Genomic DNA, 26,066 nt, shown 5'->3' on the forward strand with positions numbered 1-26,066 from the left:
CGACGTGCGTCGAAGACAGTCAGCAGGACGACCGGCTCTGGTCGCTATCGTCGCCGTTCGCGGTGTCGGCGATTCGCTCGCATGCTCGGTTGCCTTCGCCGTCGCGCGCAATCAGCGTGACAGTGTAGTCGTCGCCGTACGCGCCCTGTTCCCGATACGTCTCGGACCCCGTGGCCCCCGAGTACGTCTCGACCGTCGAACCGGACTTGTTGACGTAGACGTTCACGGACTCGAGGTCGTCGTCGGTCACGTCCCACGATACGTCGAACTCGGCCGTGTCGCTCTGACCGCGACACTGACCGCCGGGGTTCCGGTCGCACGGGTCGCTCCGGTCGGTCACGTCGAACGACTGGACCGTCGGTGAAGCGCCGCCGTCTCCGCCGCCATCACCGGGGCCGTCTCCGCCACCGCCGTCACCCGGACCACCGACGCTGTAGACCTGCAAGTCGAACGTCAGGTTCTCCTTGGCCTCGGCGTCGAACTCGGCGTTCGGCACGTCCGCGATGCTCACGTTCACCTGCTCCTCGCGGGTGTTCCCGTCGAACTCGCCCGCCTCGAACTGGACCGTGACCTGCCCCTCCGAGTCGGTCTTGAGGTCTTCGAAGGACCGCTTCGATTCGCCCTGATAGACCAGCGCGTCGTCCGGTTCGTTCGGTTCGGTGGCGTCGATAGAGAGGTTCACCTTCGCTCCCGTGACCGGGTTGTTGTACCGGTCGCGGACCTCCACGACGAGTTTCTGGCTGGTACCCTCTGCCACGCTGGCGTCGTCGCCGCGAACGTCGGTGACGTAGTGGGGGCCGACCCCCGACACGTCGGTTCCGACGCCGACTTTCGCCATCTTCAGTTGGTAGACGCCGGGTTCCAGCACGACGCGGACGCGGTCGGTTCCGGCGTCTTCGACCGCGGCGACGTGCTTGTCGGGGTTGTCCCCGTCGGGGTCGAGTTCGCTGTCGAGGAGGTCCTCCCATTCGCTCACGCTCAGTTTCGTCGGGACGACCAGCGACAGGTCCTCGCTCTCCTCGTTCTCGACCGTCACGGTCCGAGCGGCCGGACTGACCGGCCGGAGGTTCACGCTCGCGGTTCCACTGCTCGCCTTCGAGAGGTCGCCGGTCAGCGCGACCAGCGAGACGGTGTTTCCGCGGACGAGTCGCTGACCTGCCACGACTCGGGTCGCGCCGTCGAACCGGTTGTAGAGGACGCCGTTCCGGTAGACGGTCGTCGGCGGGTTCTGGTAGACGTTGTAGTTGGGGTCGTAGGTCAGCCCTCGGCTCTGGAAGGTCCGAGGGTTTCCGTCCCAGTAATCGCCGGTCTCGCCGCTGGCCTTCGCGTTTTCGAGGCGAACCGGGGCGGACGAGGAGGTCCGAAGCGACCCCGAGGGCGGCGAGGGGTTGACGAAGAAGGCCCGAACCGGGTATCGGGTGCCGAGCGCAATCGAGGACGACCCGCCGCTTCCCGTCTCGGCGGTCCGGAGGAGTTCGTCCCGCAGGTCCTGCATCTGGCTCTGGACCTGCTGGTTGTGGTTGAACTCCACCTGCTCGTTCTGCTGGGGGACGACCGACGCCTGATACGTCGAGACCAGGACGATGAGAACCGCGAACAGCAGCACCGTCCCGATTTGGACCGTCACCCCGCGCTCGTCGGTTCGGAGTCGCACTACTCGCTTTCTTTCAGGGATAGTAGTTAAACGTAGCGCCTGCGCAGTCGGAATAGAGTCGGAAAAAGTCGGTCTTTCGACCGGCGACAGACGCTCAGGCCTCTTCGTCTTCTTCTTCGACCACTTCGGGGTCGCTCATCGCGCTCTGGAGGCTGTCGAGGCCGTTGACCCACTCGGTGACCAGACCGTATTCGAGGTCCTCGGTCACGGACATGTCGAGTTCCTCGCCGTCGATGATGCGCGTCCCGGCGGCCGCGACCAGTCCGAGCGCCGAGTCGAGGTCTTCGGCCTCCTCCGCGCGGCCAGCCTCGACGACGTACTCCTCGACGGCGGCCTCGTCGGCCGGGCCGTCGGCGACGTACTGCTCGGCGGCGTAGAAGACGCAGACCAGACTCGTCTGGACGCCGTCGATGAGCATCGCTTTCTCGTCGTTCTCGAAGTCCACTTCGTCGAGGACGACCTCTCGGATGTCGTTGAGTTCGTCCAGCGCCTCCTCCTCGTCCACGTCACCGTCGTCGTAGGCGGTGACGATTTTGGCGACCGCAATCGCCACGTCGTCTTGGAGATTGAGGAGGAGACGGGCCGAGTCCTCGTCTTCCGGGTCGATGTCCTCCTCTCGGATTCGGTCGAGCCAGTTCTGCCAGCGTTCGTCGGAGTAGAATTCTTCCGGAGGCGCGCTCATGTCTTTTCCGAGTGTTGCGCGCTTCATATGCCTTTCTCCTTTGGCCGCGCTACCGGTCGAATGTTTCTTCCGTGTTAAGGTCGTACACCCGTTTCGGCGTTTCTACGTGGGCGTTTCGGACGCCTTCGTCGTATCCCTGCTCCTGCATCCAGCGGACGCGCCGGGGGACCGTCTTGGGTCCCATGACCGCGCCGGGCCGGTCGGGGTCGTCCACGAAGTCGGTCTCCATCAGGAAGGGGTCGCCGCGCTCGACCGCGATTTCGAGGCGGTCCTTCTCGCTCATCACGCTCGGGGTCGGCCCCGCCAACTTCCCGCCCGCGTAGTGCTTGACGACTCTCGCTGGGTCGAGTCCGGCCTCCTCGGCCCACCCCGCGATGTCGGTCAGGTCCTCGCTGGCCTCGGTGTGAAGTTGGACCGCGCAGTCCCGTTGCGCGCCGAGGGCGAGTCCGTGCCGGAGGACCTCGTTCGAGGCCTCCCAGACCGCGTCGGTGGTGTCGTAGTGCGGTCGCCCGGTCTTGAGCGCGACGGCTTTCCCGTCGGCGACGTACTCCGCCGCGAGGTCGAGTCCGGCCTGCATCAGGTCGCGGGCCTCCGCCGCGGTGTAGCCCCGGTCGTCCACCAACTTCGAGACGAGTCCGGGGTGGACCCCGAGGACGGGCCACGCCCGACCGGGTAGCTCCTCGCTGGCGCGCTCCACCACGTCGATGGTGGTCTCGAAGACCGGGCGGAACTCCTCGCCGGTCTCGGGCTCGACGCCCAGCAACCACGAGGGCTTGTTGACGACGAGGAGGTGGGTGCCGCCGCTCCGCGCGAAGTCCTTCACGGCCTCGATGCCCCGGCCGTGGTCGGGGTCCAGATGCATGTGGTTGTCGAGTACCGGCGTGCCGAGGTCTTCGCTCATGGTCGTGGCTACGCCCGAGCGAGGAAAAACCTCGGCGATTCGGCTCGACTCGGCAGGGTCGGTGTCGCTACTGTGGTCGGGAGGATTGACGCAGAGAATTGTTATTCTTTGTTTAGAAAATATAATTCTATCTTTAAAATTTGTATATATTTCTCCAACACGCCCACGCGCTCGCGTGGCCGTGCAAGCGCAAAGAAATATACGAACGGGACGCTCGGGAGAGCGCCGCCAACTACCCCGCTTCGCTCGGTGCCACAGTCCACGCCCTCGGCGGACTGAAAGGGCGAGCGGGGTTCGCGCCCGAAAGGCGTGGTCGTCTCAGCGACCCCCATCTGCGCCGGGCGGTGTCTCACCGAACGAAGTGAGGTCGTTCGAAAGGCGAAGCCTTTCGTGATCACGAAAATCCCCGATTTTCGGACGATGACGGCTCGGAAGACGCGGTTTGTCTTCCGGTGCCGAGAGGCCCAGATATGTCGCTGAGCGACCGCGAACCGCGCGAGGGATTTCGAGGACGTTGCTGTCCAGTTTGCTCCTGCGGTGCCGAGCGCGAGAGCTTTCGAGGACGTTGCTGTCCCATCAATTCCTGCGGTTGAGTGCGCGAGGGCTTTCGAGATTACGGGGGAAACTGCTCATCTGAGCACTCTCCTCACACCTAGCGGGAAATTCAAGACCGCGCAGAACCCAAGACACGAGCATGGCAGACGACCCGCGGCGAATCCGGTCGCTCGCCGTCACCGCCGCCGACGTGGTGTCGGCCTACGAGGCCCGCCAGCGGAGTCCTCGCCTCCTCGTCCTTCGGGTGACGCCGCCGTTCTCCGGTCGGATGCGGGCGCGACTTCACGACCCCGGTCCCGCCGTGGCGGGCACGGACCCGCAGTCGGACCTCGACGCCGAGACCGGGGCGTTGCTGGTTCCTCCTCGGCGGTTCGTCTCCGAGGAGTCGATTCCCGAGTACCCCTCGCCCGACGAGACGGAGGACGCCCTTCGGGAGGACCCGGACGAGGAGTTCACGGTCGAGCGCCACCGCGAGCGCCACGTCGAGGCGGTCGAGGCGTGGCGCGAGGCCGTCGCGGACGCGATTTCGGGGTCGGTCGAGTTTCGGTTGGGCGAGAGCGAGACTTATCGGGTCGAGGTCAAGACGCTCGGGAAATCGTCCGAGGAGTGATTGCGGAATTGTGGTCTGGTCGCCGGTACGGGTTTCTGGGAGAGGAGCGGAAGTCGGTGATACGGACGAAGGTGACGGGAGCGGGAATGGGTAAAGTCGAAAGAAGCTAGCTATCGCCGAAGCCGAGGCGTCTCCCGCACCGCCACCGCAACCGCGGGCCACACCCTCCCCAACCGATTGCGTTGCTCGTCGCTTCACTCCTGCGCTACTCATCCCTCGCGCGGTTCGGCGCGGCGATAAACCGCCGCGCCAGCACGCGCCGGACAGAGAGTCTCATGAAGCGCGATTCTCCTGCGATTCGAGTCGCTCACTCTTCCACGACGTACGCCTCGTGGGCCGCGTTCCGGAGGGCGTCGGACCGGCCGTACTCGCCGGGCGCGATGGCGACGGTGCGGACCCCGTTGTGGGCCGCCTTCTCCAGCACGGGCTTGAAGTCGGTGTCGCGCGAGGCGATTGCCAGCACGTCGAGGCCCTCGGTCAGCGCGAACTCGGTCGCATCGACCGCCATCTTCACGTCCACGTCGCCGGAGGTCACCGTGACCTCGAAGCCCCGGGCCTCGGCGGCCTGAATCAGGCCCGGCGTGGCGTGTTCGTCCAGATAGAGTCTCGTCGTCACGAGTTGCCCGAGTTCCTCGGCGGCCTCGCGCACGTCGTCCAAGTCCACGTCGAACTCGTCTCGGAGGACGTTCGGCCCGTCGACGAACAGCGCGACGGTCGTCTCCTCGCCCCCGAGGAGCGAGCGTAGCGGTTGCATACCCTGCGGTAGCGGGCGTCCCGGTTTAGCGGTGCCGGTCCTGCCCCGACTATTACCAATTTTAATTCATATTCGTGTTGTTCTTTTCAACGATTTTCTAACAGGATTTCTAATTAATCAACTAACTCGAAACTCACTTTATTGCACGATATGATTAAGATTTAAATAATAGGGGTGCCTCGTGCAGAATGTCGCATGTCAGACGACAGCACACAGCGATTCGATCGTCGTACTTTCCTCAAAGCCACCGGTGCGGCCGGCGCGGCCGCCGCCGTCAGTGGTGTGAGTGCAGCAACCCCCGGCCGGGAACCCGGCCCCAAGGAGGACGAGGTCCTCGTCGGCGTCTCCGCGGGTCAGGGCGACATCGAGCAGAAGGTCGCCCAGTACGTCCCCGGCGACGCCGAGATCGTCCACAAGAACGAGAACCTGCGCTACGTCGCGGTCAAGTTCCCGAGTCAGGCCGCCGACAACGCCCAGCAGAACTTCATCGACGCCGTCACCTCGAAGGACGGCATCAAGTACGCTGAGGTCAACAAGACCCACCAGACCCAATTGACCCCGAACGACCCGCAGTTCGGCGACCAGTACGCGCCCCAGCAGGTCCAGTCCGACGACGCCTGGGACACCACGCTCGGTGACTCCAGCGTCACCATCGCCGTCGTGGACACCGGCGCGCAGTACGACCACCCCGACCTCGAGGGCAACTACAAGTCCAACCCCGGCTACGACTTCGTTGACAACGACAGCGACCCCTATCCGGACGTGCCCCAGGACGAGTACCACGGCACTCACGTTTCCGGCTGTGCCGCGGCCGTCGTGGACAACGGCACGGGCGTCGCCGGTCAGGGTAACTCCTCGCTCATCAACGGTCGCGCACTCGACGAGAACGGCTCGGGTTCGACCTCCGACATCGCCGACGCCGTCGAGTGGGCCGCCGACCAGGGCGCGGACATCATCAACATGTCCCTCGGTGGCGGTGGCTACACCGACACGATGAAGAACGCCGTCAGCTACGCGCTCGACAACGGTTCGCTCCCCATCTGTGCGGCCGGAAACGACGGCTCCGGCTCCGTCTCCTACCCCGCCGCCTACAGCGAATGCGTGGCCGTTTCCGCCGTCAACGACTCCGAGAACCTCGCTTCCTTCTCGCAGTACGGTGACAAGGTCGAGCTGTGTGCCCCCGGTGTGGACATCCTCTCGACCACGACCGAGACCCGCGGCTCCTACGAGAAGCTCTCGGGTACCTCGATGGCGACCCCCGTCACGTCCGGCGTCGCCGGGCTGACCCTCGCCAAGTGGAGCCTCACCGCCTCGGAGCTCCGGAGCCACCTCAAGAACACAGCGAAGGACATCGGTCTCTCCTCGGACGAGCAGGGTGCCGGTCAGGTCAACGCCTACAACGCTGTCACCACCGACCCCTCGGACGGCGGCGACGGCGGCGATGGCGGTGACGGCGGCGACGGCGACTCGACCTCCGACACGGTCAGCGGCACGCTGTCCAGTTCCTACGACTACGACGACTACGAGTGGAACTGGGAATACAGCTCGCCGAGCAAGGTCGAGGTCGTCCTCGACGGCCCCTCGGACGCGGACTTCGACCTCTACATCAACACGGGCACCACCGAGAACGCGACCCCGAGCGACTACGACTACGGCTCCTACTCCACCAACAGTCAGGAGTCCATCACCATCGACAACCCCGACGACTCGACGCCGATGCAGATCGACGTCGACTCCTACAGCGGCTCGGGCAGCTACGACCTCACCATCACCGAGTACCAGTAACCGACCGCTTCGGTCTGGTTGCTCCCATTTTTCTTTCGCGCTCGAACGCCCAGCGACTGCGTTGTCCGAATATCGCCCGTTGCGTCAAGTTATCGTATCTATTCTCGTTCGAGCAATTATCTATATGTCAGAATTAAATCCAGACATAAGCCAATATTTTATCTACAAAATAGCGCTTTTTAGTTACTATTTCTAAGTAAAATATTAATAGGCAGAGTCTAATGTATATCGTACCGCATGGCAGACAAAGACATGCAACATTTCGACCGTCGAACATTTCTGAAAGCAACCGGTGCGGCTGGCGCGGCCGCCGCGACTAGTGGCGTCGCAGCAGCGACGCCCGGCCGCGAACCCGGTCCGAAGAAGGACGAAATCCTCGTCGGCGTCTCCGCCGGTCAGGGCGACGTGGAGCAGAAGGTCGCCCAGCACGTGCCCGGCAACGCGGAAGTCGTTCACACGAACGACAACCTCCGCTACGCCGCCGTGAAGTTCCCCAGCTCGGCCAGCGAGAAGGCCAAGGCGAACTTCATCGACGCCGTCACCTCGAAGGACGGCATCAAGTACGCCGAGAAGAACAAGACTCACCAGACCCAGCTGACGCCGAACGACCCGCAGTTCGGCGACCAGTACGCACCCCAGCAGGTCCAGTCCGACGACGCGTGGGACACCACGCTCGGTGACTCCAGCGTCACCATCGCCGTCGTGGACACCGGCGCGCAGTACGACCACCCGGACCTCGAAGGCAACTACAAGTCCAACCCCGGCTACGACTTCGTTGACAACGACAGCGACCCCTATCCGGACGTGCCCCAGGACGAGTACCACGGCACTCACGTCTCGGGCTGTGCCGCGGCCGTCGTGGACAACGGCACGGGTGTCGCAGGTCAGGGTAACTCCTCGCTCATCAACGGCCGCGCACTCGACGAGAACGGCTCCGGTTCCACGTCCGACATCGCCGACGCCGTCGAGTGGGCAGCCGACCAAGGCGCGGACATCATCAACATGTCCCTCGGTGGCGGTGGCTACACCGACACGATGAAGAACGCCGTCAGCTACGCGGTCAACAACGGCGCGCTCCCCATCTGTGCGGCCGGTAACGACGGCTCCAGCTCCGTCTCCTACCCCGCCGCCTACGACGAGTGTATGGCGATTTCTGCGGTCGACTCCAACGAGAACCTCGCCTCGTTCTCACAGTACGGTTCCAGCGTCGACCTCGCCGCACCCGGCGTGGACGTGCTCTCGACCACGACCGAGACCCGCGGCTCCTACGAGAAGCTCTCGGGTACCTCGATGGCGACCCCCGTCACCTCCGGTGTCGCCGGTCTCACCCTCGCCCAGCACGACCTCACTAACTCCGAACTCCGGAGCCACCTGAAGAACACGGCGAAGGACATCGGCCTCTCCTCGGACAAGCAGGGCGCAGGTCAGGTCAACGCCTACAACGCAGTCACCACCACGCCCGGCGACGGTGGCGACGGCGGCGACGGCGGCGACGGCGGCGACGGCGGCGATTCGACCTCCACGACGGTCAGCGACTCGCTGTCCAGTTCCTACGACTACGACGACTGGGAGTGGAACTGGGAGTACAGTTCGCCGAGTCAGGTCGTCGTGGAACTGTCGGGTCCCACGGACGCGGACTTCGACCTCTACATCAACACGGGCACCACGGCCAACGCGACCCCGAGCGACTACGACTACGCATCGTACTCCACGAACAGTCAGGAGAAGATCACCATCGACAACCCCGACGACTCGACCGCGATGCAGATCGACGTCGACTCCTACAGCGGCTCGGGCAGCTACGACCTCACCATCACCGAGTACCAGTAATCCGACCGCTTCGGTCTGATTGCTATCTTTCTTTCGCGCGAATAGCAGAAGTCACCTGCTGAGGGCCACGGACGTTTAATGGCCGCGCCCGCCTATTCTGTGTATGGTCGCCGAGACTGGAATCGCCGCCGAACTAATCGACCTGTTATCGGTGTTCATCATCGCGGCAGGCGTCGGCGTCTTCGTCGCCAAAATCGGCCGATTTCCCTACACGATTGCACTCCTGCTCGCCGGACTCGCGGTATCGATTCTCGGAATCACCATCGATATCGAACTCTCTCACGACCTCATCCTGCTGGTGTTCCTGCCGCCGTTGCTGTTCGAGGGCGCGGCCACGACCGACCTCGAACACTTCCGGACGAACCTCTCGCACATACTGGTTCTCGCAGTCGTGGGGCTGATAACCGCGATTTTCTTACTGGGGGTCGCGGGCCACTACGCCTTCGGCTTCCCGTTACTCGTCTCGCTGCTGTTCGCGGCGATGATTCTGCCGACCGACCCGGTGTCGGTGCTGGCGCTGTTCGAGGAGTTGGGTGCGCCCGAGCGCCTGTCGGTGTTGGTCGAGGGCGAGAGCCTCGTCAACGACGGCGTGGGCGTCGTCATCTTCTCGACGCTGTTCGCGCTCGTCATCGAGTCCACCGAGGCCGGGACCGACCTCGCGGAACTCGTCACCCTCGAGACCATCGCGGCGGCCTCCGCCGATATCGTGGTCGCCAGCGCGGGCGGCGCGGTCGTCGGACTGGTCGCGGGACTCGCGGTGTATCAGGTCATGTACCGCCTCGACGAACACATGACCGAAATCGTGCTGACGCTCGTGCTGGCCTACGGGAGCTTCCTGCTGGCCGAACACACCCTGAGCGACGCAATCGGTGACTTCTACTTCAGCGGCGTCATCGCCACGGTGACCGCGGGCCTGCTCATCGGCAATCGGGGCGCGGAACACGCGATGAGCGCCCAGACCAAGATTTCGGTGTTCAACACGTGGGACACGGCGGCCTTCCTCGTCAACACCCTCATCTTCCTGCTCATCGGCGCGAAGACGCCCATCCATCAGGTGCTGACCCACGGCCGACTCATCCTGCTGGCCATCCCGCTAGTCGTGCTGGCGCGCGCGGCGGTGGTCTACCCCATCGCCAACATCGTCAACCGGTTCGTGAACCGACCGGTTCCCTTCGACTACCAGCACATCATGGTCTGGGGCGGGCTTCACGGCTCGATTCCCATCGCGCTGGTGCTTGGCCTGCCGCCGAACTTCCCGCACCTCGAGGAGCTTCGCGCGATGGTGTTCGGGGTCGCGGCGTTCAGCCTCGTCGTGCAGGGCCTGACGATGGGCAACGTGATGGGCGCGCTCGACATCGTGACGCGCTCGGACGCCGAGGAGCTGTACGAACTCCTCGTGGGCCGCGCTCGCGCGGTGGACGCCGCGCTCGAATCGGCCGATCGACTCCACGAGGCGGGCGAACTCTCCGCCAGCGTCTACGAGGACTTCCGCGGGGAGTACGAGCGCGAGAAGGAGGACCTCAACGAGGCCATCGCCCAACTGCTGGAGAACAACCCCGAACTCCGCCGCGAGGAACTCCTCGTGGGCGAGCGCCGGGTCCTCAAGCAGGAGAAGAGCGCCCTGATGGACGCGATGCGAAACGGCACCGTCAGCGACGACGTGGGCCACCGCCTCATCGAGGAAATCGACCTCAAAATCGACCGGGTCCAGTCGGGCGACAGCACGGTCACCGACCGCCCGGATCAGGAGGGCTACGAGGAGTTCTGGCGCTCGCAGGCCCAAGAGTACGGCCTCGAACTGCCCTTCGAGTCGGGGAAGCCGAGCGACGACTGAGGTGTCGAATCGGTCGTTCTCCGGTGACGTTCTGCTCCGGCGTGCGCTTCGATTGGATTTCGAGTCGGCGCGCGCTGGCGCGACCTCCGTGTCGCGCCATCGGCGTGCGAGGGACGACCGAGGGAGCGTAGCGGACGAGGGAGGAGGCTGGGGAGGACGAGGTGCGGGGCGGTGCGGCGGCGGTTGCGGTGACGCCTCGGCTCAAGCCTGAAACTAGCTCTCCTGTCTTTCTGTGTTCGAGGCCGGATGACAAAGACCACCATATATTTTCTAAACATACCAAATTATTTCTTTAACAATCAATTTCATTTCCCCTTTCTCGCGCTCTCCTGCCAAGGTTCAAATACGATACCGAACCAACTCGTCCCGACCGGCGCGCGGAACGCACCTGCCGGTCCGATACCATGACGAACTGCTACAACTGCGGTCACACCGGTACGTTCGTACTGCTCGTCCAATTCGCGCTCGCGGTCCCCGACGCCGACGCGCTCGACTCGAATCGGGCCGACGCCGACCGGGGCGATTCCGGCCCGAGCGATTCCGACCGCGCGCGGTCGGAATCGCTCGGGGACTGTCGCTCGGACCGAATCGACGGCGAGGCCGCCGACGCTGGCGGCCTCTCGCTCGCGGTTCAGTGTCCCGCCTGCGACAGCACCGACGTCGGCGTCTCGGCCGAGGACCTGCTGGCGCGCTATCGGTCGAGGACGACGTCGTAGCGGTCTCCGACCGCCGCGTCGCTTTCGGTACTGTCGTTGCTTTCAGTACTTCCACCGCTTTCGCCGACTCCGCCGCTTTCGCCGATTCCGCCGCTTTCGCCGACTCCGCCGCTCTCACCGGTCCAGACGACCAGCCGTGCGTCCGCTCCGCGTGCGGCGTCGGCAAGTCGTCGCTCTAGGAACTCGGCAATGCGCTCGCTCCACCACGACCGAATTTGGGCGCGCTCGCAGAGCCACACGGCTCGCGGGTCGCGCTCGGCGGTTAGCTCCGCCGCGCAGTCGGCGGCCGCGCCCGCGTCGCCGTCGTACTCGCGGACGGTCCGGCCGCTCGGGGCCTCGGCGGTCACGTACAGCGGCGGGCTTCCGCCGTCGAGGCCCACCGAGCGGGCGACCCCCGGCGCGACGGTCACGGTGTCGGGCGGCCGGGGTGGCGCGCTCGCTCCGCGAACCAGCGCAGTCCGAGCGCCGGTTTGGTCCAGCCGCGCACGGATTTGATTCATCCTCTTAGTCATTCGTGACTATTTTGCTGAAATAGCTGCTGTCGTATAAACATACCGATGCGTCCGACCGGAGAAAAGCAATCGCGCCTCGACAAGAGCGGCGGAGCCTCTCGACTCTCGCCAGAAACGGTCAGCACTCCTCGGCCTTTGACCCCCAACCTTCGACGGAAACAGTCGGAGGGCCGACGACGAGGCCGCGCTCGCCGTCTGGGGGTCTCGTGTAGACAGAACTATAAACACGGGCGACACGATTCGGAGTGAATGGAGTTCGACGTTCCCGACGACCGGACAGGGGTCGGTATCTTCGACCCGATCGAGAACGCTCGGTTCGAGTTGTACACGCCCGAACCAGTCGAACTCGAATCGGCCTCGACCGACCACTTCCACTTTCCGGTGACTCACGCGGTGAGATTCGACGCGACGGCGGTCGAGGTCCCGAAACTCGTCTCGACCGTGGTCCGGCGACACGACGGCGAGATGCTCGCCGACGCCACCGCGAGCGAAATCCAGACGTTCGGGAGCGGAACCTACCTCGTGGAACTCCAGAGTACGCCGATGAAACTCTACCTCACAGTCGACGGCCCGATGGAGGTCCACCCCGGCGAGACGTCGGTGACGGTCAAGTTCGGCCAGAACCGCCGCGTCCGGGTCGGCGCGCGGTCCTTCCACGAGCGCCCGGTCGGCACGATTACCGTGACCGACGACGTCGAGGACCTCATGGCGGCGATGTCGTACTTCGGGTCCGCGCTCAAGACGACCACCTGCGAGCGGTCGTTTCCGACCCTTCGGGGCCATCCGCCCCGCATCGAGCGCGGCGAGGCGTTCGACGTGCTGGACGACATCGAAAAGGCCGACACGAACGTCGAACTCGTCCTCCCGCCCGACCGGGAACACGTCTACCCGGCCGCCTCGCTTTCGTACTACCTCGGCGCGGAGGTCGTTCCGGGGACAGACCCGCGACTCGTGGCGGGCGACTTCGAGTACTCGCTGGCCGGTTCGGGTGGCTACGAGGCCACGGTGAATCGGGTCCTCAAGCAGGTGTTCTTCCTCGACTGCCTGACCCGGACCGAGGGCTACTACCCGGTCGAACTCCACGAGCGCGAGCAAGTCGAACCCGAGGTAGACCTCGATTTCGCGGGCCTCTACGACCGGCCGCTGGTCGAGCAGTTGCCGGAATATCTCTCGGTCCCCTTCGAGGTCCTCGAACCCCACCTGCTGGACTGGCATCTGACGACCGACATCGTGCCGGTGGCCGAGAACGTGGCGGCGCTTCCCTACTTCGCCGACGAACTCTCGCTGCTGCGGACGCCCGAGAATCCCGAGGCCAGCGCGGTCGAACCCGCGATGGAGAGTGTCGAGGAGTTCACCCGGGCCGCGGTCGCCGCGGGCGATTTCACCCGGAGCGCCAGCGCCGACGCCGACTGGGGCGACGACGAGATGTTTCAGGTCGACCCCGCCGAGACCGTCGAACACGCGTGGGTCGGCGAGGGCTATCCCATCAACGCCAACAAGGTCACCATCGACGCGCTCCACCGCGAGGCCGAGCGCACTCCGCCGGACGAGTCGGCCATCGAGGTCCACGTCGTCTGCAACGACCCGCGGATGGCCGAGGAGAACGCGGTCAGCGAGTTCTACGGCCTGCGCGATTTCGTGAACTACGACGTGACGATTCACGAGGAGACCACCGCAGCGGAACTCGCAAGCCTCCTCGAAGCGCCAGCCGACTTCCTGCACTACATCGGCCACGTGGACGAGGCGGGATTCCGGTGCGCCGACGGCTACCTCGACGCCGAGTCGCTCGATTCGGTGGGCGTCGAGGCCTTCCTGCTGAACGCCTGCCGGTCCTACGAGCAGGGCGCGACGCTGGTCGAGAAGGGGAGCCGCGGCGGCGTGGTCACCCTCGCCGAGGTGGTTCACTCCTCGGCGACGAAAATCGGCCGGGCGCTGGCGAGACTGTTGAATTCCGGTTTCTCGTTGCGCTCGGCGCTGAATGTTGCGAAGGAGGAAGTCGTGGTTGCTATCGAGTACGTTACTGTGGGGGATGGTGGTTTGACGCTGTGTGAGAATGATAGTGGTGCCCCTGTGAAGTTTCACGTTAATCAGCGTGAAAATGGCCCTCTGGTAGAGTACACAGTATACCTTAATTCCTCACATCGTATCGGTACCTTAACCCACTTTATCGCCGATAGCACGACTCACCATCTTGCTTCCGGTAAAGTCGGACCATTTCAACTGGATAAGGAAGAACTTGAGTCAATTCTTGATGAGGAACTAGAACCTGTCGAAGTCAACGGTGAACTTCGTTGGAGTAACGAAATCTCGGTTGCTGATTTTGAGTAATTCAAGGACCAGGGTTCATACCTGAGTGATTCGCCGCCGCATTTCCAGCCTGCGCCAAAACCAGACTCATCGTGAACAGGAAGCCAATCATTCGGGGGTGCCGTGCGAGTCGTTCGAGGGTTTCGCTCTGTGTCATGCATTCCGACACACCACCTGTCAGAAATTATAATTTTCTAAAGTATTCTAACCATGAAATATATGAGAAAAAGCCGATGATTTCAATTGAAGTAAATACTAAGTGGAAGTTAGAGCGAAAATGGTAAAAGTCTGTCTGACAGTCCCACACTCGAAGCTGCGCCGAAATTCGTCTTCCCGAGCGCCGGAAATTCCGGAAATTTTATCTTAGGCACGTGTGACGAAATAAGCGTATGACCGCAGAGCTACGGTTTCGCGGCGGCGGGACCAACCCCCGCTTCTCGAAGTGGCTCGCCAACCTCAAGCAGGTTGGGAGCAACATCCTCATCACGGGCGAGGTCCCCGACGCGGTCTCTGCGCGCGCTTCTCGGTCCTTCTTCGGACGCGAGGAGCGCCGGTTTCGAGTCCTCGGGCTGACCGACCAGTCGATTACCAGCGCCGAGGCCCGACTCCCCGACGAGACCTCCTCTGCGGACCCGACGACGTGGGTCATCGACCAGCGCCGTGGCGAGCGGTCGGTCCCCGCGACTGCGACGGGCGTCACCGACGAGTTGGACCCCTTGGAGACCGACGACGCCCGACAGCTCCGCGAGGAGATACAGACCGCCATCAGTTTCTACGACGAGCAAGCCGACGGTCTGGCCCCCGCGGAACTCCGCGTCGGCGTCGATTCGCTGTTCCCGCTGGTCGAGCGCGACCGCTCGGCGACCAAGCGCGTCCTGCGGACCCTCGGCGCGACAGTCCGGGACGTTCACGGCATGGCCCACTACCACCTCCGCGTGCCCGCCGACGCCGACGTCGTCGAGGACCTCATGCACCTGTTCGACGCTCGGGTCGAACTCCGCAAGCGACCTCGGCGAAACCCCGAACAGCGGTGGTACGCGCCCGAAATCGATGCCACGACGCCGTGGATGGAACTCTGACTGTCTGCCCGTCGCTCTCGGTCACTTCACGAACGTCTCGGGTTTCCCGTCAGTAACCGCCCAAGTATAGTCATTATCGTCTGGATAGCTAACAGTCCATAAAAGAGTCGGATAACAGGGTATACTTGATGAGCGACGACACAGAAGAGATACTCGGCACGACCAAAATTTCAGACCGCTGGCGCATCAGCCTCCTCGAGGCAGTCCGAGCGGAACTCGCGTCCGACGGCGCGGAAGTCGAGGAGGGCGACCTCCTCGTCTACAAGATGGTGGATGGAAAAATCGTCATCGAATTGGCGTAATCATCGAAGAAACGTTAGCTATTCCACCTCTTTTGGGAATATAGTCGAAATAGCTAAGAGTCCATAACAACACCGATACCGAAGACGGGCGTAGATGAGCGAAGAAGATTCCGATGAGAAAATACTCGGCACGACGACAGTCACCCAGCGATGGCGAATCAGTCTCATCAAGGCCGTCCGCGAGGAGTTCGCCGACGACGGTCTCGACGTAGAGGAGGGCGACCGCCTCGTCTACAAGCTTCGAGACGGCCAAATCGTCATCGAACCGGCCTGAGAGAGCGACCCGGTTCGAGTTCCAGTAGTTCACTAGTAATCGAGTAATTGTCGAGCGCCCGGAAGACAAAGCATTACGTACCGGGCGTACAACCCTTTCAGTATGACCCTTCGGAAGCCGCCACTGCGCGACGTTCACGCCGCCGAGGGAGCGACGTTTACCGAGTTCGGTGGGTGGGACATGCCCGTCGAGTTCGACTCCATCAAGGTCGAACACCGCGCGGTCCGCGAGGAGGCGGGCATCTTCGACGTGTCCCACATGGGCCAAATCGAGGTGTCCGGACCGGACGCCGACGAACTGATGCAGCGGCTCACCACCAACGACGTGAGCGAACTCGGTCACGGCGATTCCCACTACTCGATGATACCCGACGAGGAGGGGACGGTTCTGGACGACACCGTGGTCTACCGGCTTCCGGCCGACCACGACGCCGAGTTCCTCTTCGTACCCAACGCGGGCCACGACGAGCAGATGCACCAGCGCTGGACCGACCACCGCGACGAGTGGGACCTCGATGCGACGGTCCACAACGCCACCGACGAGTACTGCATGTACGCGATTCAGGGGCCGGACGCGCCGGACCTCGTGAACTCGGCGACCGACGACTCGGTCCTCGACATCTCGAAGTTCGAGGGCGAGTACGCCGAGTTCGCTGGCGCTGACTGCTGGACCGCCCGAACCGGCTACACCGGCGAGGACGGATTCGAAATCATCGTCCCGACCGACGACGCGGAGGCCGTCTGGGACTGCTTCGACTGCCAGCCCTGCGGCCTCGGCGCGCGCGACACCCTCCGGATGGAACAGGGCTTCCTGCTCTCCGGGCAGGACTTCGACGCCGAGGACAACCCCCGAAACCCCTACGAGGCGGGCGTCGGGTGGACGGTGAAACTCGACACCGAGTTCGTCGGCCGCGACGCGCTGGAGCAGGCCAAAGAAGAGGGCGTCGAAGAAGAGTTCGTCGGCATCAAACTCGTGGACCGCGGCGTCCCGCGCCACGGCTACGACGTGACCGACACCGACGACCACGTCATCGGCGAGGTCACCAGCGGGACGATGAGTCCGACCCTCGGCGAACCCATCGCGCTCGGCTACGTACCGACCGACTCCTCGGACCCCGGCACGGTCGTCCGTGTCGTGGTCCGCGGCCAGTCGAAAAAAGCTAAGATTGCGAGCACGCCATTCCTCAACGACGACCAATGAGCTTCGAAGTTCCCGACGACCGAAAGTATCTCGAATCGCACGAGTGGGTAGACGACGCGGACGACACCGCCAGAGTCGGCATCTCCGACTTCGCGCAGGACGAACTCGGCGACGTGGTGTTCGTCGAACTCCCGAGCGAGGGCGACGAACTCTCCGCGGGCGACGAGTTCGGCGTCGTCGAGTCCATCAAGGCCGTCTCGGACCTCTACTCGCCGGTCAACGGCACCGTCACCGCGGTCAACGACGCGCTGGAGGACCAGCCGGAACTCGTCAACGAAGACCCCTTCGGCGAGGGCTGGATGATGGAAGTCGAGCTTGCCGACGACAGCGGGCTCGACGAGTTGCTGAGTGCCGAGGAGTACCGAGAACAGATAGAATAGTCAGAACAGCGCGTCGAGTCAAATCGACGCCCAGCCGATGGTCAGGTCTCGACTCGGGACGTGCCATCGTTGCTTGCCGACTCGGTCGTTGTCGGCCGAGTCGTCCAACTGAATTTCTACGATAGCGTCCATATCGTCGGCAAACCGCTGTACCAAGTCGCTATCGTACGGTTTCGGCAGAATATAGTGTGCCATAGCGTCGTAGTCGCGGACGTAGCTCCCGACGATGCGGAGACACCGCCGAACGACGTCCTCGCCGTAGTGGTCGAGAAGCGGCTCTAGCGAGTCGATTCCTACCCGAAGGTCGGCCGGGTGGAGCGAGTCGGCTCGATTTGCGAACTCCTCGATAGCCTCGATTAGCGCGGCCTGAAGCCCGGCCAACTGCGGGTCGGCGATACGAGTCTCCTTGACGCCCGCGAGATCGACCGGAGTGGTCGGGTCCGCCGCGGCCGTGACCGACCGGAGCGCCCCGGCGTGATTGAGAACGTGGGTCGTCTCGCCGACCGGTCGCGGGGACTCGCTTGGGTCGGGAAGTCGCTCGGCGATGCTCTCGGGGGTGGCGTCCGTAACCGCCAGCGTTCGATAGCGAACCGCGTCGTCGTCCCCGAGCATCCGCGAACTCGTCTGGGTGAACAGTTCCCGCGGGGCGTCGCCGACGACGAGCAGATTACAGCCGGTGGACTTCAACTCGTTCAGAAGACTGAGAAAGCTCTGTAGGTCGTCGTCGGGGGGCGATTCGTCGGACCCGCGCTCGAAATCGCGGGGAGTTGGGGACGACATAGGTGTTGGTATGACTGTCATTTTCAGAGGAAAGGTATAAAATTTCCCTCTGAGTATCAGTAGATATAATAACGGTTCTTTCTCGTAAGCGAACATCTGGCTGAAATCTCAGCCACAAAGGCGAACTCCGAGGTTATTTGAGCACTGCAGGAAGTTGGACTATAGTAGAAAGTTGGAAGGTGCTACGTTCAATAACATCGAACAGGATGGCACAGTTTGACACTACGGTTTGGTCTCGTGTGACAGCCCTTGTCCTAGAAATTGCTTGGATATTCACACTAGCTTTAAATTATAGCGACATTGGGACTACCATTTGTTGCGCAAAGCCGGGGCCATAATTCACTTACTCAAGGTACCCACCACTCCAAACTAATGCTTGGTGAGAGATTAATGGATATTGATAGCTAGATATTTGTTCATTGAGATTGGAAAATGTAGTTACAACACTAGTATATTTGCCAACAGCGACGTAATACTTTTCGTCATTTAGAAAAGCAGGTTTAAAATTCGTCCCAAGCCCGTATCCTTGAGCAGGGTACGCATAGGGAATCACACTAATTTTCTGTGCATCCCTATCAATACTCTTGACATGGCATAGCGTTGGCATTCCACTTTCACATTGCGCCACAACAACACTAGGATTTCCGACAACCACGTATCTGTCACCAATCGAAGTGTATTCACGGATAATTTTCATCGCGGCCCCGATACCGAATCCGTAGTGAAGCAACCGAGCTAACGTCTCGCCAACCTCGACCGCGCCGGAGTTGAACAAGTCCGCGAGGCTCACGATGGCGGCGCTCGCTCCCGCCTTCACTAACTCGATGCCTTGATGATGCGACCGACAGCCATTCAGAAGCACAGTCGTCGCGTTGACTTCCTCGACAGTTCCGGCGTCCAGAACACCGTCCGGACACTCGAAACCCTGCCCGTCGATGTGGCCGATAAAGTGAAACACGTCGTGGTCCTCGGCGAACAACTCTCGTAACTCTCCGGTCGAGACGCCGACTTTGGAGGTCACGCTGGCCGGTACGTCGTCGCGGCTACCGTAGATTTCTCCGACCGACTCCCACTCCTCGCGCATCCGGTCGTCGTTGCAGACCACCGCGATGTCGATGGTCCCGTCGGATGGCTCGGGCGTCTCGTTGGTGAACGCCGCCTCGATAAGTTTCGTCCCGCGAGTCGGCGTGCCCTCGCCGACCCACGCCTGTTCGAGGGCGTCAACCTCCGGAAGCGTCACGTACTCGTCCAAGTCCGGAACGCCCGAGGCAGAGCCTCCCGACTCGCCGTCTCGACGCAGATTCGGAGCGTCTACCGACCGGACGAAATCCTCGCCTGCGGCGACCTGCTCGCTGGCACTCGGCCGCCGGAGAAACGACCCGAGCGCGTCGTCTAGCTCCTCGTTGATTTCGGACTGCTCCGCCGACTCGTCGCGCTCGACTTTCGGCCGCACCAGCGACAGGTCGTTGACGAGGTACGGCAGGAGTTCGCCCACTTCGGGGCCGGGGTTCCGCTCGGTGTGCGTGACGCGATGCCACGGCGAGGAGATGGCCTCGATTGCCTCGTCGGGCACCGAGAGATAGGTGGCGAGTCGCTCGGCGGGCGAGGCCTCGTAGAGGCCCGCGAAGTCCAAGTCTACGTCCGCGCGGGATTCGAGGACGTTCCGCTCGTGGAGTTCGTCGGGGTACAGACCCTCGGTCCTGACCACGCAGTCGAGGAAGAAGACGCGCTTGAGCAGGGTTTCTGTCGCGTCGGCGATTTCGGCCGGTTCGTCACCGAGATAGTGCGCGGCCCCGCTGTCGGCGGTGACGTGAGCGCCGTCGCCGGGAACGACCTCTGCGCCGAGATAGTACGCCAGCGGAGCCACGGTATAGACCGCCCAGTACTCAGACGGTACTGTTATCCGAATTCCCGTCTCGGGCACGTCGATGTCCGAAGGAACGTCGAGTTCGTCTCCGCGTTCGATGCGCGGCGGGTGTCCGCGCAACGTCGGCCACGCACGCTCTGGCGAGAGAGTCTTGAGCGCCGACGGGAACATCGAGACGGCTTTCATCATCGCTTCGGGGTCGTCCGGAACCGTAATAGTCTCCCCCGGCGCGCTGTGGTACGACCGCGCGCCGATTTCGATAGCGGCGTCGTCGCTAAACTCGAAGACGACCTCCTCAGTTGTCGCCTCGATGCGGACGCGACCCGAGACGCGCAGATACACTTTGATAGGTGAGTGGAGTTCCAGCAGGTAGTCGTCGTCTGCGAGTTCGTGTGTGGAGGGACTATCGACCGACCGCAACGGGTCGCCATCGGGCGTCCGAACGTCTACCGGGAGAAGATACGGAAGACGAATCTCGCCGACCGAAATCCGGCAGGCCGTCTCGACTGGAAAGGCAAACGGCTCAGTATCGGAAGGCGTCGGGTCTGCCGGTTCGTCCGTGCGGAGCGAGAAGTGGCGAGTTTCGACCGGGTCGATGATGTCGAGACCGGTCTCGTCGGACGGCACCTCGAACCTCGGATGAAGAGACATGGATTAGAACCCCTCGACTGTACGACGGTGGTCGCAGGCAGCCGTTAAAAACCCTCGGACGGATGACTCCTCGGCTCCGAGTCGTAAAAGTAGGTAACCGGAGAACGCAACCGAATACCTCCCAATTAAAACGGTACACTCCCTAGCCCCGACTACATGAGCGGACGACACGAGTCAGGGGAGCGCGGAAGTCCCTACGCGCCCCACACCGCCGAGGAGACCGAGGCGATGCTGTCGGCCATCGGCGCGGACGACGTAACTGAACTGTTCGACATCCCGGAGTCGGTCGTCTTCGACGGGGAGTTCGACATCGACGAGCGGACCGAGCGCGAGGCCGAGCGCCACGTCCGGGGCCTGCTCTCGCGCAACGACGACTTGACCGAGTTTCTGGGCCGAGGTCACTACGAGCACTACGTGCCATCGCTGGTGGACCACCTCTCGCTGCGGTCGGAGTTCCTGACCTCCTACACCCAGTACCAGCCCGAGATTACGCAGGGGTTCCTACAGGCGCTGTTCGAGTACCAGTCGATGCTCGTGGAGCTGACCGGACTGGGCATCGTCAACGCCTCGATGTACGACCACGCGACTGCGCTGGCCGAGGCGGCCCTGCTCGCGGCCCGCGTCCGGTCCACCGACGGCGACCGCGTGCTGGTGCCCGACTACCTCCTCGACCAGCGCCGGGACGTGCTGGAGAATTATACTGACGGGGCGGGCCTCTCGGTCGAGACGTTCGCCACCGACGACGGCAACGTCGATACCGACGCGCTCGCCGAGGCCATCGACGACGAGGCCGTGATGGTGTACGCCGAGAACCCGACCACGCGCGGGACCGTCGAGGAGAACGTGGAAGCCATCGGCGACCTCGCGGACGACCACGGCGCGCTGTTCTGCCTCGGCTCGGACCCCGTCGCGCTCTCGATTCTGCAGGAACCCGAGTCGGTCGGCGCGGACGTCGTGGTCGGCGACGCCGCCGCGCTCGGCCTGCCGACCGCCTACGGGATGGGACTAGGTCTCTTCGCCACGCGCGAGGACTTCGTGCGCCAAGTCCCCGGTCGCCTCGTCGGCGCGAGCGAGGACGCCGCCGACAACCGGACCTACACCCTGACGCTCCAGACCCGCGAGCAGCACATCCGCCGGGAGCGCGCCACGAGCAACATCTGCACGAATCAGGCGTGGGTCGCGCTCCGGACCGCCATCCACGCGGCCTACCTCGGTCCAGAGGGACTGGTCGATTTGGCCAACGACTGCGTGCGCCTCGCCGACGACCTCGCCGAGCGGTTGGACGGCATCAGCGGCCTCAAAGCGCCGGTCCACGACCGCCACCACTTCCGCGAGTTCGTCGCTCACACCGACCAGCCAGCCAAGGCCGTGGCCGAGGACCTCGAAGCCGAAGGGTTCGCGGTCCACGCGGTCGGCGACCACGAGGTACAGGTCTGCATCACCGACGCCAACGAACACGCCGCCGACGACCTCGTCGCGGCCTTCGAGGAGGTGGCCTGAATGAAGTACGACCAAGCACGCTGGACCGACGGCAAGACGATGGAGGGCGAAGACGCAGACGGGCAGTACGAACCCCTCCTCTCGGAGAAGAACAGCGAGGAGGTCGAAGTCGAGTCGCCGCTCCCCGACGAGCTGACCCGCGACAGCGTCGAACTCCCCGAACTCTCGGAGCCGGAACTCGCTCGACACTACACCCGGCTCTCCCAGATGAACTACGGCGTCGATTCCGGGCCGTACCCCCTCGGTAGCTGTACGATGAAGTACAACCCCAAGTTCACCGAGGACGTGGCCGCGCTCCCCTCCGCGGGGGTCCACCACGACCGCTCGGACCGGAGTCTGCAGGGGAGCCTCGCGCTGATGCACGGCCTTCAGGACTACCTCGCGGAAATCGGCGGCATGGACGCCGTGAGCCTCCAGCCGCCGGCCGGCGCGGCGGGCGAGTTCACCGGGATTCTGGTCGCCAAGGCCTTCCACGAGGCCAACGGCGAGGGCGACCAGCGCGACGAGATTATCGTCCCCGACAGCGCCCACGGCACCAACTTCGCCAGCGCGGCGCTCGCGGGCTACGAGGTCGTGGAACTCCCCTCGGGCGACGACGGCCGCGTGGACTTGGAAGCCCTCGAAGCCGCCGCGAGCGACCGCACCGCGCTGTTCATGCTGACGAACCCCAACACCTTGGGTCTCTTCGAGCGCGACATCGAGGAGATCGCCGACATCGTCCACGACGCGGGCGGCCTGCTCTACTACGACGGCGCGAACCTCAACGCCCTCCTCGGGCAGGCCCGACCGGGCGACATGGGCTTCGACATCATGCACTACAACGTCCACAAGACGTTCGCCACGCCCCACGGCGGCGGCGGTCCGGGCGCTGGCCCGGTCGGCGTCGTGTCTGACCTCGCGGAGTTCCTGCCCGCGCCCCGTGTCCGCGAGGTCGAGGACGGCGACGGGAAGTACGAACGCTTCGAGCCGGAATCGTCGCTCGGCAAGGTCCACGGCTTCGAGGGCAACTGGCTCGTCCTCGTGAAGACCTACGCCTACATCGCCCGCCTCGGCGACGAGGGGCTGACGGACGCTTCCGCGAAGGCGGTCCTGAACGCCAACTACCTCGCCAGCCAAGTCGATTACGAGGTCCCCTTCGAGCCGTTCCACCACGAGTTCGTCGCCAGCGCGGGCGACCAGGACGCCGCCGACGTGGCAAAGCGCATGCTCGACTACGGCGTCCACCCGCCGACGACCAAGTGGCCCGAAATCGTCTCGGAGGCCCTGATGACCGAACCCACCGAAATCGAGAACAAGGACACTCTCGACCAACTCGCGGAGGCGTTCAACGCGGTGGCGGCCGAGGACGACGAGACGCTGGCGAACGCGCCGAATCGGACGACGGCGCGGCGCATCGACCAGACCAGCGCGGCCCGGAACCTGCGGCTGTCGTGGCAGTCGCTCGACAGCGAGGAGTAACTGGGGCGTCGTTCGCTCTTAGACAACTAATTATTTGCTTTGGAATTGTTTTTCGTTTTTTGGTGATTGTGTAGTTGGTTTGTAGTGGGATGGTGGGTGCTGACGATGGTGAGTAGTCGGCGGTATCTGGAAGGTGTCGGCGTTCGGTAGTTGTCGGTGGCGTTGGATAATCTACTGCGAACAGAAGATGAGAGGAAACGAGACGAAACCGAAGTTACGCCAGAGCTAGCTACTTCCGAAGCACGACTGCGACGACGAAGACAGCCACCGAGACGAAGCTAGCTACTTCTGAAGCCTAGGAGTCACCGCACAGCACCGCTCCGCACCGCGACCGCGGGCCACGTCCTCCCCAACCGATTGCGCTTCTCGGTCTCCGCGTTGCTCCGACCTGCGATGCTCATCCCTCGCGCGACGATGGCGCGAGATGAACTCGCCAGAAGACAACCCGCGTCTTCCGAGCCGTCGTTCGCGTCCGCTCACGACGACGCGCCAGCGCGCGCCGACCGCGACAGCACCGCCACCGCTCCGCGGCCTCTCCGAAACCCACGACTGGAAGATTCCCAAATCGCAGTCACCTCGAAAACTCCGAAAACTCCAAAATGCCAGAACCAGCGTCGAAAAACAGCGACTCGCCTCACAGAACCGTCGAGAGTTCGGCCTTGATGTCCTCGGGTTCGAAGGGCTTGGTCACGTAGCCGTCGGCACCCGCCTTGACCGCCTGCTTCATCTTGCTGTTCTGGTCCACGCTGGTCACCATCACGATGGTCGGCGGGTTGTCGCTGGACTTGATGCGGTCGGTCGCCTCGACCCCGTCCATCTCGGGCATCATGATGTCCATCGTAATCGCGTCGGGGCTGTGCTTGTCGTACAGTTCGACCGCCTCGACGCCGTTTTTCGCCTCGCCGACGACGTTGAACTCGTCGCCGACCGCTTGGCGAATCATCGTCCGCTGGAAGTCGCTGTCGTCCACGATGAGCAAATCGGGAGCCATTCGTTACTCGTAACCGGGTATCTATCAGGACATAAGTATTTCCCGTTCGACTTGCGGCGGTCGGTCCACGGGCGCGGTCGGTCCGGGTCGCTCGCGCTTCCAGAATCCTTTTTCCCGTCCGAGGAGTCGCCCACTCCATGCGCGAACTCTCGCTGAACGACCTGCCCAAGCACTCGCCGTGGCCCGGCCGCCTCCTCGGGGGCGACGACTGGGACGACCAACCCGGCCACGGCGGCGTCGGCGTCGAAGCCTACGACGAGGTCTACGCCAACCTGCTGGCGATGGCCCGCGAGAACCCCGACGCCGACTTTCGGGACATCCAGCAATCGGCCAACCACTACGCCGAGGAGAGTCCGGTCGCCGTCTCGCGCGCCGAGGACCTCTTCCTCGTGGACGTGGACGAGAAACAGGAGCTACAGGACGAGGCCACGGTGGCCTCGCTCGCGGGACTCCTCGACGGCGGCGAGACGGTCGTCTCGCTCGGCTGCGGCTGGGGCTACGAACTCGGCGTCCTCGCGGAGGCCTACCCCGACTGCGAGTTCGTCGGCGGCGACCCCGCGGAGAGCGGCGTGGCGCTCGGCCGGGAACTGTTCGGCGACCACGACCGCATCCGAGTCGGCGAGTTCGACTTCCGCGACGACGAGTGGACCCTGCTGGAGGAGGCCCTCGAAGCCAGCGAGAGCGACGACGAGGAGGGCAAGAGCGACGATGTGGTCCTGTTCACGCAGGGGTCGCTGACCGCGCTCCCGAGCGTTCGGGACGTCGTCACCGAGACGCTGGCGAAGTACGCCGACCGCGTGAAGGCCGGGGTCCACCTCGAACACGTCCGCGAACTCCACCCCGAGGAGACCCTGCTGGGGCTTCTCAGGCGACGGTATACGGACACCCGGAACTACAACGATGACCTGCTTGCATCGCTCCAGACCGCCGCGGGCATCGAAATCGCCACCGCGACCTACGACGTGGTCGGCGGGAATCCGCTCCATCCGCTCTCTGAGATTCGCTGGGAACCGGTGTGAATCGAGGGATGGAGACGACAGGAGGCACCTACCAGAGTCGCCAACCACGGATTTCGCTCGGTTCGATAGTCTACGTCCTTGGCGGACTGAAAGGGCGAGCGCGGTTCGCGGTTGTCGTGAGCGAAGCGAACGACTGCTCGGCGGACGCGGTTTGTCCGCCGGTGGCCGAAGGCCATGGTCGTCTCAGCGTGGCCCTATTTCGCCCGCGCAGAACTGCGCGGGCGAAATATCCCGGTGAGCGACCGCGAACCGCGCGAGGGCTTTCGAGACTGCGTTGCTGTCTCTGAAGTTTGGTTGAGTAGTACCGGAGAGAAGAAGAGTTAGAAGAAAAGAGCTAGCTTCAGGCTTGAGCATCGGCGTCTGCCGCAACCGCACAGCATGGCCCTCACACCTCCCCAACCTCCTGCGCTACTCCCTTCGGTCCG

At 63.6% G+C, this 26,066-nt stretch carries 23 protein-coding genes; 14 read left to right on the forward strand and 9 right to left on the reverse strand.

The annotated features are described in order from the left end of the window. Positions 1–19 precede the first annotated feature (19 nt). The 3 genes from EPL01_RS05685 to EPL01_RS05695 form a co-directional block, all read right to left on the reverse strand. Positions 20–1,654: a hypothetical protein gene (locus tag EPL01_RS05685; protein WP_135824290.1), complete on the reverse strand. Its 1,635-nt coding sequence runs from the start codon at positions 1,652–1,654 to the stop codon at positions 20–22. A gap of 94 nt (positions 1,655–1,748) precedes the next feature. Next, the gene (locus tag EPL01_RS05690) at positions 1,749–2,336 is read right to left on the reverse strand and encodes a DUF2150 family protein (protein ID WP_135824291.1); all 588 of its coding nucleotides are present in this window, start codon (positions 2,334–2,336) and stop codon (positions 1,749–1,751) included. Positions 2,337–2,385: 49 nt separating this feature from the next. Then, positions 2,386–3,237, reverse strand: coding sequence for a TatD family hydrolase (locus tag EPL01_RS05695; RefSeq protein ID WP_135824292.1), 852 nt, complete (start codon positions 3,235–3,237; stop codon positions 2,386–2,388). A 694-nt stretch (positions 3,238–3,931) separates the two neighbouring features. Between EPL01_RS05695 and EPL01_RS05700 the strand changes: the two genes are divergently transcribed. Beyond that, positions 3,932–4,402 (forward strand): DUF8009 family protein, encoded by a 471-nt coding sequence (locus EPL01_RS05700; protein ID WP_135824293.1) that lies wholly within the window; start codon positions 3,932–3,934, stop codon positions 4,400–4,402. A 307-nt stretch (positions 4,403–4,709) separates the two neighbouring features. On the opposite strand, the gene EPL01_RS05705 is transcribed toward EPL01_RS05700, so the two are convergent. Then, positions 4,710–5,156, reverse strand: coding sequence for an NYN domain-containing protein (locus tag EPL01_RS05705; protein ID WP_135824294.1), 447 nt, complete (start codon positions 5,154–5,156; stop codon positions 4,710–4,712). A gap of 195 nt (positions 5,157–5,351) precedes the next feature. Between EPL01_RS05705 and EPL01_RS05710 the strand changes: the two genes are divergently transcribed. The 4 genes from EPL01_RS05710 (at position 5,352) to EPL01_RS05725 (ending at position 11,321) form a co-directional block, all read left to right on the forward strand. Continuing rightward, positions 5,352–6,941 (forward strand): S8 family serine peptidase, encoded by a 1,590-nt coding sequence (locus tag EPL01_RS05710; protein WP_135824295.1) that lies wholly within the window; start codon positions 5,352–5,354, stop codon positions 6,939–6,941. 237 nt (positions 6,942–7,178) lie between these two features. Continuing rightward, complete coding sequence (locus EPL01_RS05715) at positions 7,179–8,771, forward strand: S8 family peptidase (protein ID WP_135824296.1); 1,593 nt, start codon at positions 7,179–7,181, stop codon at positions 8,769–8,771. A gap of 103 nt (positions 8,772–8,874) precedes the next feature. Further along, positions 8,875–10,605: a cation:proton antiporter gene (locus EPL01_RS05720; protein ID WP_135824297.1), complete on the forward strand. Its 1,731-nt coding sequence runs from the start codon at positions 8,875–8,877 to the stop codon at positions 10,603–10,605. Between the two features lie 404 nt (positions 10,606–11,009). Further along, positions 11,010–11,321 (forward strand): hypothetical protein, encoded by a 312-nt coding sequence (locus tag EPL01_RS05725; protein WP_135824298.1) that lies wholly within the window; start codon positions 11,010–11,012, stop codon positions 11,319–11,321. Here the strand turns inward: EPL01_RS05725 and EPL01_RS05730 are convergent. Further along, positions 11,297–11,821: a hypothetical protein gene (locus EPL01_RS05730; protein WP_135824299.1), complete on the reverse strand. Its 525-nt coding sequence runs from the start codon at positions 11,819–11,821 to the stop codon at positions 11,297–11,299. The genes EPL01_RS05725 and EPL01_RS05730 overlap by 25 nt on opposite strands. A 261-nt stretch (positions 11,822–12,082) precedes the next feature. On the opposite strand from EPL01_RS05730, the gene EPL01_RS05735 reads away from it, so the two are divergent. After that, a complete protein-coding gene (locus EPL01_RS05735; protein WP_135824300.1) occupies positions 12,083–14,161 on the forward strand; it encodes a hypothetical protein in 2,079 nt (692 codons plus the stop codon). 1 nt (position 14,162) lies between these two features. Here EPL01_RS05735 and EPL01_RS22715 read toward each other — a convergent pair whose 3' ends face one another. Next, positions 14,163–14,297, reverse strand: coding sequence for a DUF7503 family protein (locus EPL01_RS22715; RefSeq protein WP_449272269.1), 135 nt, complete (start codon positions 14,295–14,297; stop codon positions 14,163–14,165). A gap of 232 nt (positions 14,298–14,529) precedes the next feature. Here EPL01_RS22715 and EPL01_RS05740 point away from each other — a divergent pair, with 232 nt between their 5' ends. From EPL01_RS05740 to gcvH, 5 genes are all read left to right on the forward strand, one after another. Beyond that, positions 14,530–15,219 (forward strand): DUF7504 family protein, encoded by a 690-nt coding sequence (locus EPL01_RS05740; protein ID WP_135824301.1) that lies wholly within the window; start codon positions 14,530–14,532, stop codon positions 15,217–15,219. 128 nt (positions 15,220–15,347) lie between these two features. Further along, positions 15,348–15,521: a hypothetical protein gene (locus EPL01_RS21480; protein WP_168215820.1), complete on the forward strand. Its 174-nt coding sequence runs from the start codon at positions 15,348–15,350 to the stop codon at positions 15,519–15,521. A gap of 94 nt (positions 15,522–15,615) precedes the next feature. Then, complete coding sequence (locus tag EPL01_RS05745; RefSeq protein WP_135824302.1) at positions 15,616–15,795, forward strand: AbrB/MazE/SpoVT family DNA-binding domain-containing protein; 180 nt, start codon at positions 15,616–15,618, stop codon at positions 15,793–15,795. A gap of 102 nt (positions 15,796–15,897) precedes the next feature. Beyond that, positions 15,898–16,995 (forward strand): glycine cleavage system aminomethyltransferase GcvT, encoded by a 1,098-nt coding sequence (gcvT, locus tag EPL01_RS05750; protein WP_135824303.1) that lies wholly within the window; start codon positions 15,898–15,900, stop codon positions 16,993–16,995. Then, positions 16,992–17,375, forward strand: coding sequence for a glycine cleavage system protein GcvH (gene gcvH / locus EPL01_RS05755; protein WP_135824304.1), 384 nt, complete (start codon positions 16,992–16,994; stop codon positions 17,373–17,375). The genes gcvT and gcvH overlap by 4 nt, the downstream gene beginning before the upstream one ends. A gap of 18 nt (positions 17,376–17,393) precedes the next feature. On the opposite strand, the gene EPL01_RS05760 is transcribed toward gcvH, so the two are convergent. Together EPL01_RS05760 and EPL01_RS05765 are read right to left on the reverse strand one after the other, a co-directional pair. After that, the gene (locus EPL01_RS05760; RefSeq protein ID WP_135824305.1) at positions 17,394–18,155 is read right to left on the reverse strand and encodes a DUF7504 family protein; all 762 of its coding nucleotides are present in this window, start codon (positions 18,153–18,155) and stop codon (positions 17,394–17,396) included. A 343-nt stretch (positions 18,156–18,498) separates the two neighbouring features. Beyond that, complete coding sequence (locus EPL01_RS05765; protein ID WP_135824306.1) at positions 18,499–20,649, reverse strand: hypothetical protein; 2,151 nt, start codon at positions 20,647–20,649, stop codon at positions 18,499–18,501. A 180-nt stretch (positions 20,650–20,829) separates the two neighbouring features. On the opposite strand from EPL01_RS05765, the gene gcvPA reads away from it, so the two are divergent. Further along, the gene (gene gcvPA, locus EPL01_RS05770; RefSeq protein ID WP_135824307.1) at positions 20,830–22,173 is read left to right on the forward strand and encodes an aminomethyl-transferring glycine dehydrogenase subunit GcvPA; all 1,344 of its coding nucleotides are present in this window, start codon (positions 20,830–20,832) and stop codon (positions 22,171–22,173) included. Further along, positions 22,174–23,631 carry an aminomethyl-transferring glycine dehydrogenase subunit GcvPB gene (gene gcvPB / locus EPL01_RS05775; protein WP_135824308.1) on the forward strand — a complete coding sequence of 486 codons (1,458 nt, stop codon included), beginning with the start codon at positions 22,174–22,176 and terminating at the stop codon, positions 23,629–23,631. 634 nt (positions 23,632–24,265) lie between these two features. Here gcvPB and EPL01_RS05780 read toward each other — a convergent pair. Beyond that, entirely contained in the window at positions 24,266–24,622 is a 357-nt protein-coding gene (locus EPL01_RS05780; protein WP_135824309.1) for a response regulator, read from the reverse strand. Between the two features lie 137 nt (positions 24,623–24,759). Between EPL01_RS05780 and EPL01_RS05785 the strand changes: the two genes are divergently transcribed. Then, positions 24,760–25,641, forward strand: a complete 882-nt coding sequence (locus EPL01_RS05785; RefSeq protein WP_135824310.1) for a class I SAM-dependent methyltransferase — start codon at positions 24,760–24,762, stop codon at positions 25,639–25,641. Positions 25,642–26,066 lie beyond the last annotated feature (425 nt).

The sequence above is a fragment of the Halorussus ruber genome (assembly GCF_004765785.1).
Taxonomy (GTDB): domain Archaea; phylum Halobacteriota; class Halobacteria; order Halobacteriales; family Haladaptataceae; genus Halorussus; species Halorussus ruber.

Excerpts from the sequence above, each read along its gene's own strand:
- EPL01_RS05780 (WP_135824309.1), bottom strand. The coding sequence starts at position 24,622 with ATGGCTCCCGATTTGCTCATCGTGGACGACAGCGACTTCCAGCGGACG.
- EPL01_RS05735 (WP_135824300.1), top strand. The coding sequence starts at position 12,083 with ATGGAGTTCGACGTTCCCGACGACCGGACAGGGGTCGGTATCTTCGAC.
- gcvPA (WP_135824307.1), top strand. The coding sequence starts at position 20,830 with ATGAGCGGACGACACGAGTCAGGGGAGCGCGGAAGTCCCTACGCGCCC.
- EPL01_RS22715 (WP_449272269.1), bottom strand. The coding sequence starts at position 14,297 with ATGACACAGAGCGAAACCCTCGAACGACTCGCACGGCACCCCCGAATG.
- EPL01_RS05715 (WP_135824296.1), top strand. The coding sequence starts at position 7,179 with ATGGCAGACAAAGACATGCAACATTTCGACCGTCGAACATTTCTGAAA.
- EPL01_RS05695 (WP_135824292.1), bottom strand. The coding sequence starts at position 3,237 with ATGAGCGAAGACCTCGGCACGCCGGTACTCGACAACCACATGCATCTG.
- EPL01_RS05730 (WP_135824299.1), bottom strand. The coding sequence starts at position 11,821 with ATGAATCAAATCCGTGCGCGGCTGGACCAAACCGGCGCTCGGACTGCG.
- EPL01_RS05700 (WP_135824293.1), top strand. The coding sequence starts at position 3,932 with ATGGCAGACGACCCGCGGCGAATCCGGTCGCTCGCCGTCACCGCCGCC.
- EPL01_RS05725 (WP_135824298.1), top strand. The coding sequence starts at position 11,010 with ATGACGAACTGCTACAACTGCGGTCACACCGGTACGTTCGTACTGCTC.
- EPL01_RS05745 (WP_135824302.1), top strand. The coding sequence starts at position 15,616 with ATGAGCGAAGAAGATTCCGATGAGAAAATACTCGGCACGACGACAGTC.
- EPL01_RS21480 (WP_168215820.1), top strand. The coding sequence starts at position 15,348 with ATGAGCGACGACACAGAAGAGATACTCGGCACGACCAAAATTTCAGAC.
- EPL01_RS05760 (WP_135824305.1), bottom strand. The coding sequence starts at position 18,155 with ATGTCGTCCCCAACTCCCCGCGATTTCGAGCGCGGGTCCGACGAATCG.
- EPL01_RS05710 (WP_135824295.1), top strand. The coding sequence starts at position 5,352 with ATGTCAGACGACAGCACACAGCGATTCGATCGTCGTACTTTCCTCAAA.
- gcvPB (WP_135824308.1), top strand. The coding sequence starts at position 22,174 with ATGAAGTACGACCAAGCACGCTGGACCGACGGCAAGACGATGGAGGGC.
- EPL01_RS05785 (WP_135824310.1), top strand. The coding sequence starts at position 24,760 with ATGCGCGAACTCTCGCTGAACGACCTGCCCAAGCACTCGCCGTGGCCC.
- EPL01_RS05705 (WP_135824294.1), bottom strand. The coding sequence starts at position 5,156 with ATGCAACCGCTACGCTCGCTCCTCGGGGGCGAGGAGACGACCGTCGCG.
- EPL01_RS05690 (WP_135824291.1), bottom strand. The coding sequence starts at position 2,336 with ATGAGCGCGCCTCCGGAAGAATTCTACTCCGACGAACGCTGGCAGAAC.
- EPL01_RS05720 (WP_135824297.1), top strand. The coding sequence starts at position 8,875 with ATGGTCGCCGAGACTGGAATCGCCGCCGAACTAATCGACCTGTTATCG.
- gcvH (WP_135824304.1), top strand. The coding sequence starts at position 16,992 with ATGAGCTTCGAAGTTCCCGACGACCGAAAGTATCTCGAATCGCACGAG.
- EPL01_RS05740 (WP_135824301.1), top strand. The coding sequence starts at position 14,530 with ATGACCGCAGAGCTACGGTTTCGCGGCGGCGGGACCAACCCCCGCTTC.
- gcvT (WP_135824303.1), top strand. The coding sequence starts at position 15,898 with ATGACCCTTCGGAAGCCGCCACTGCGCGACGTTCACGCCGCCGAGGGA.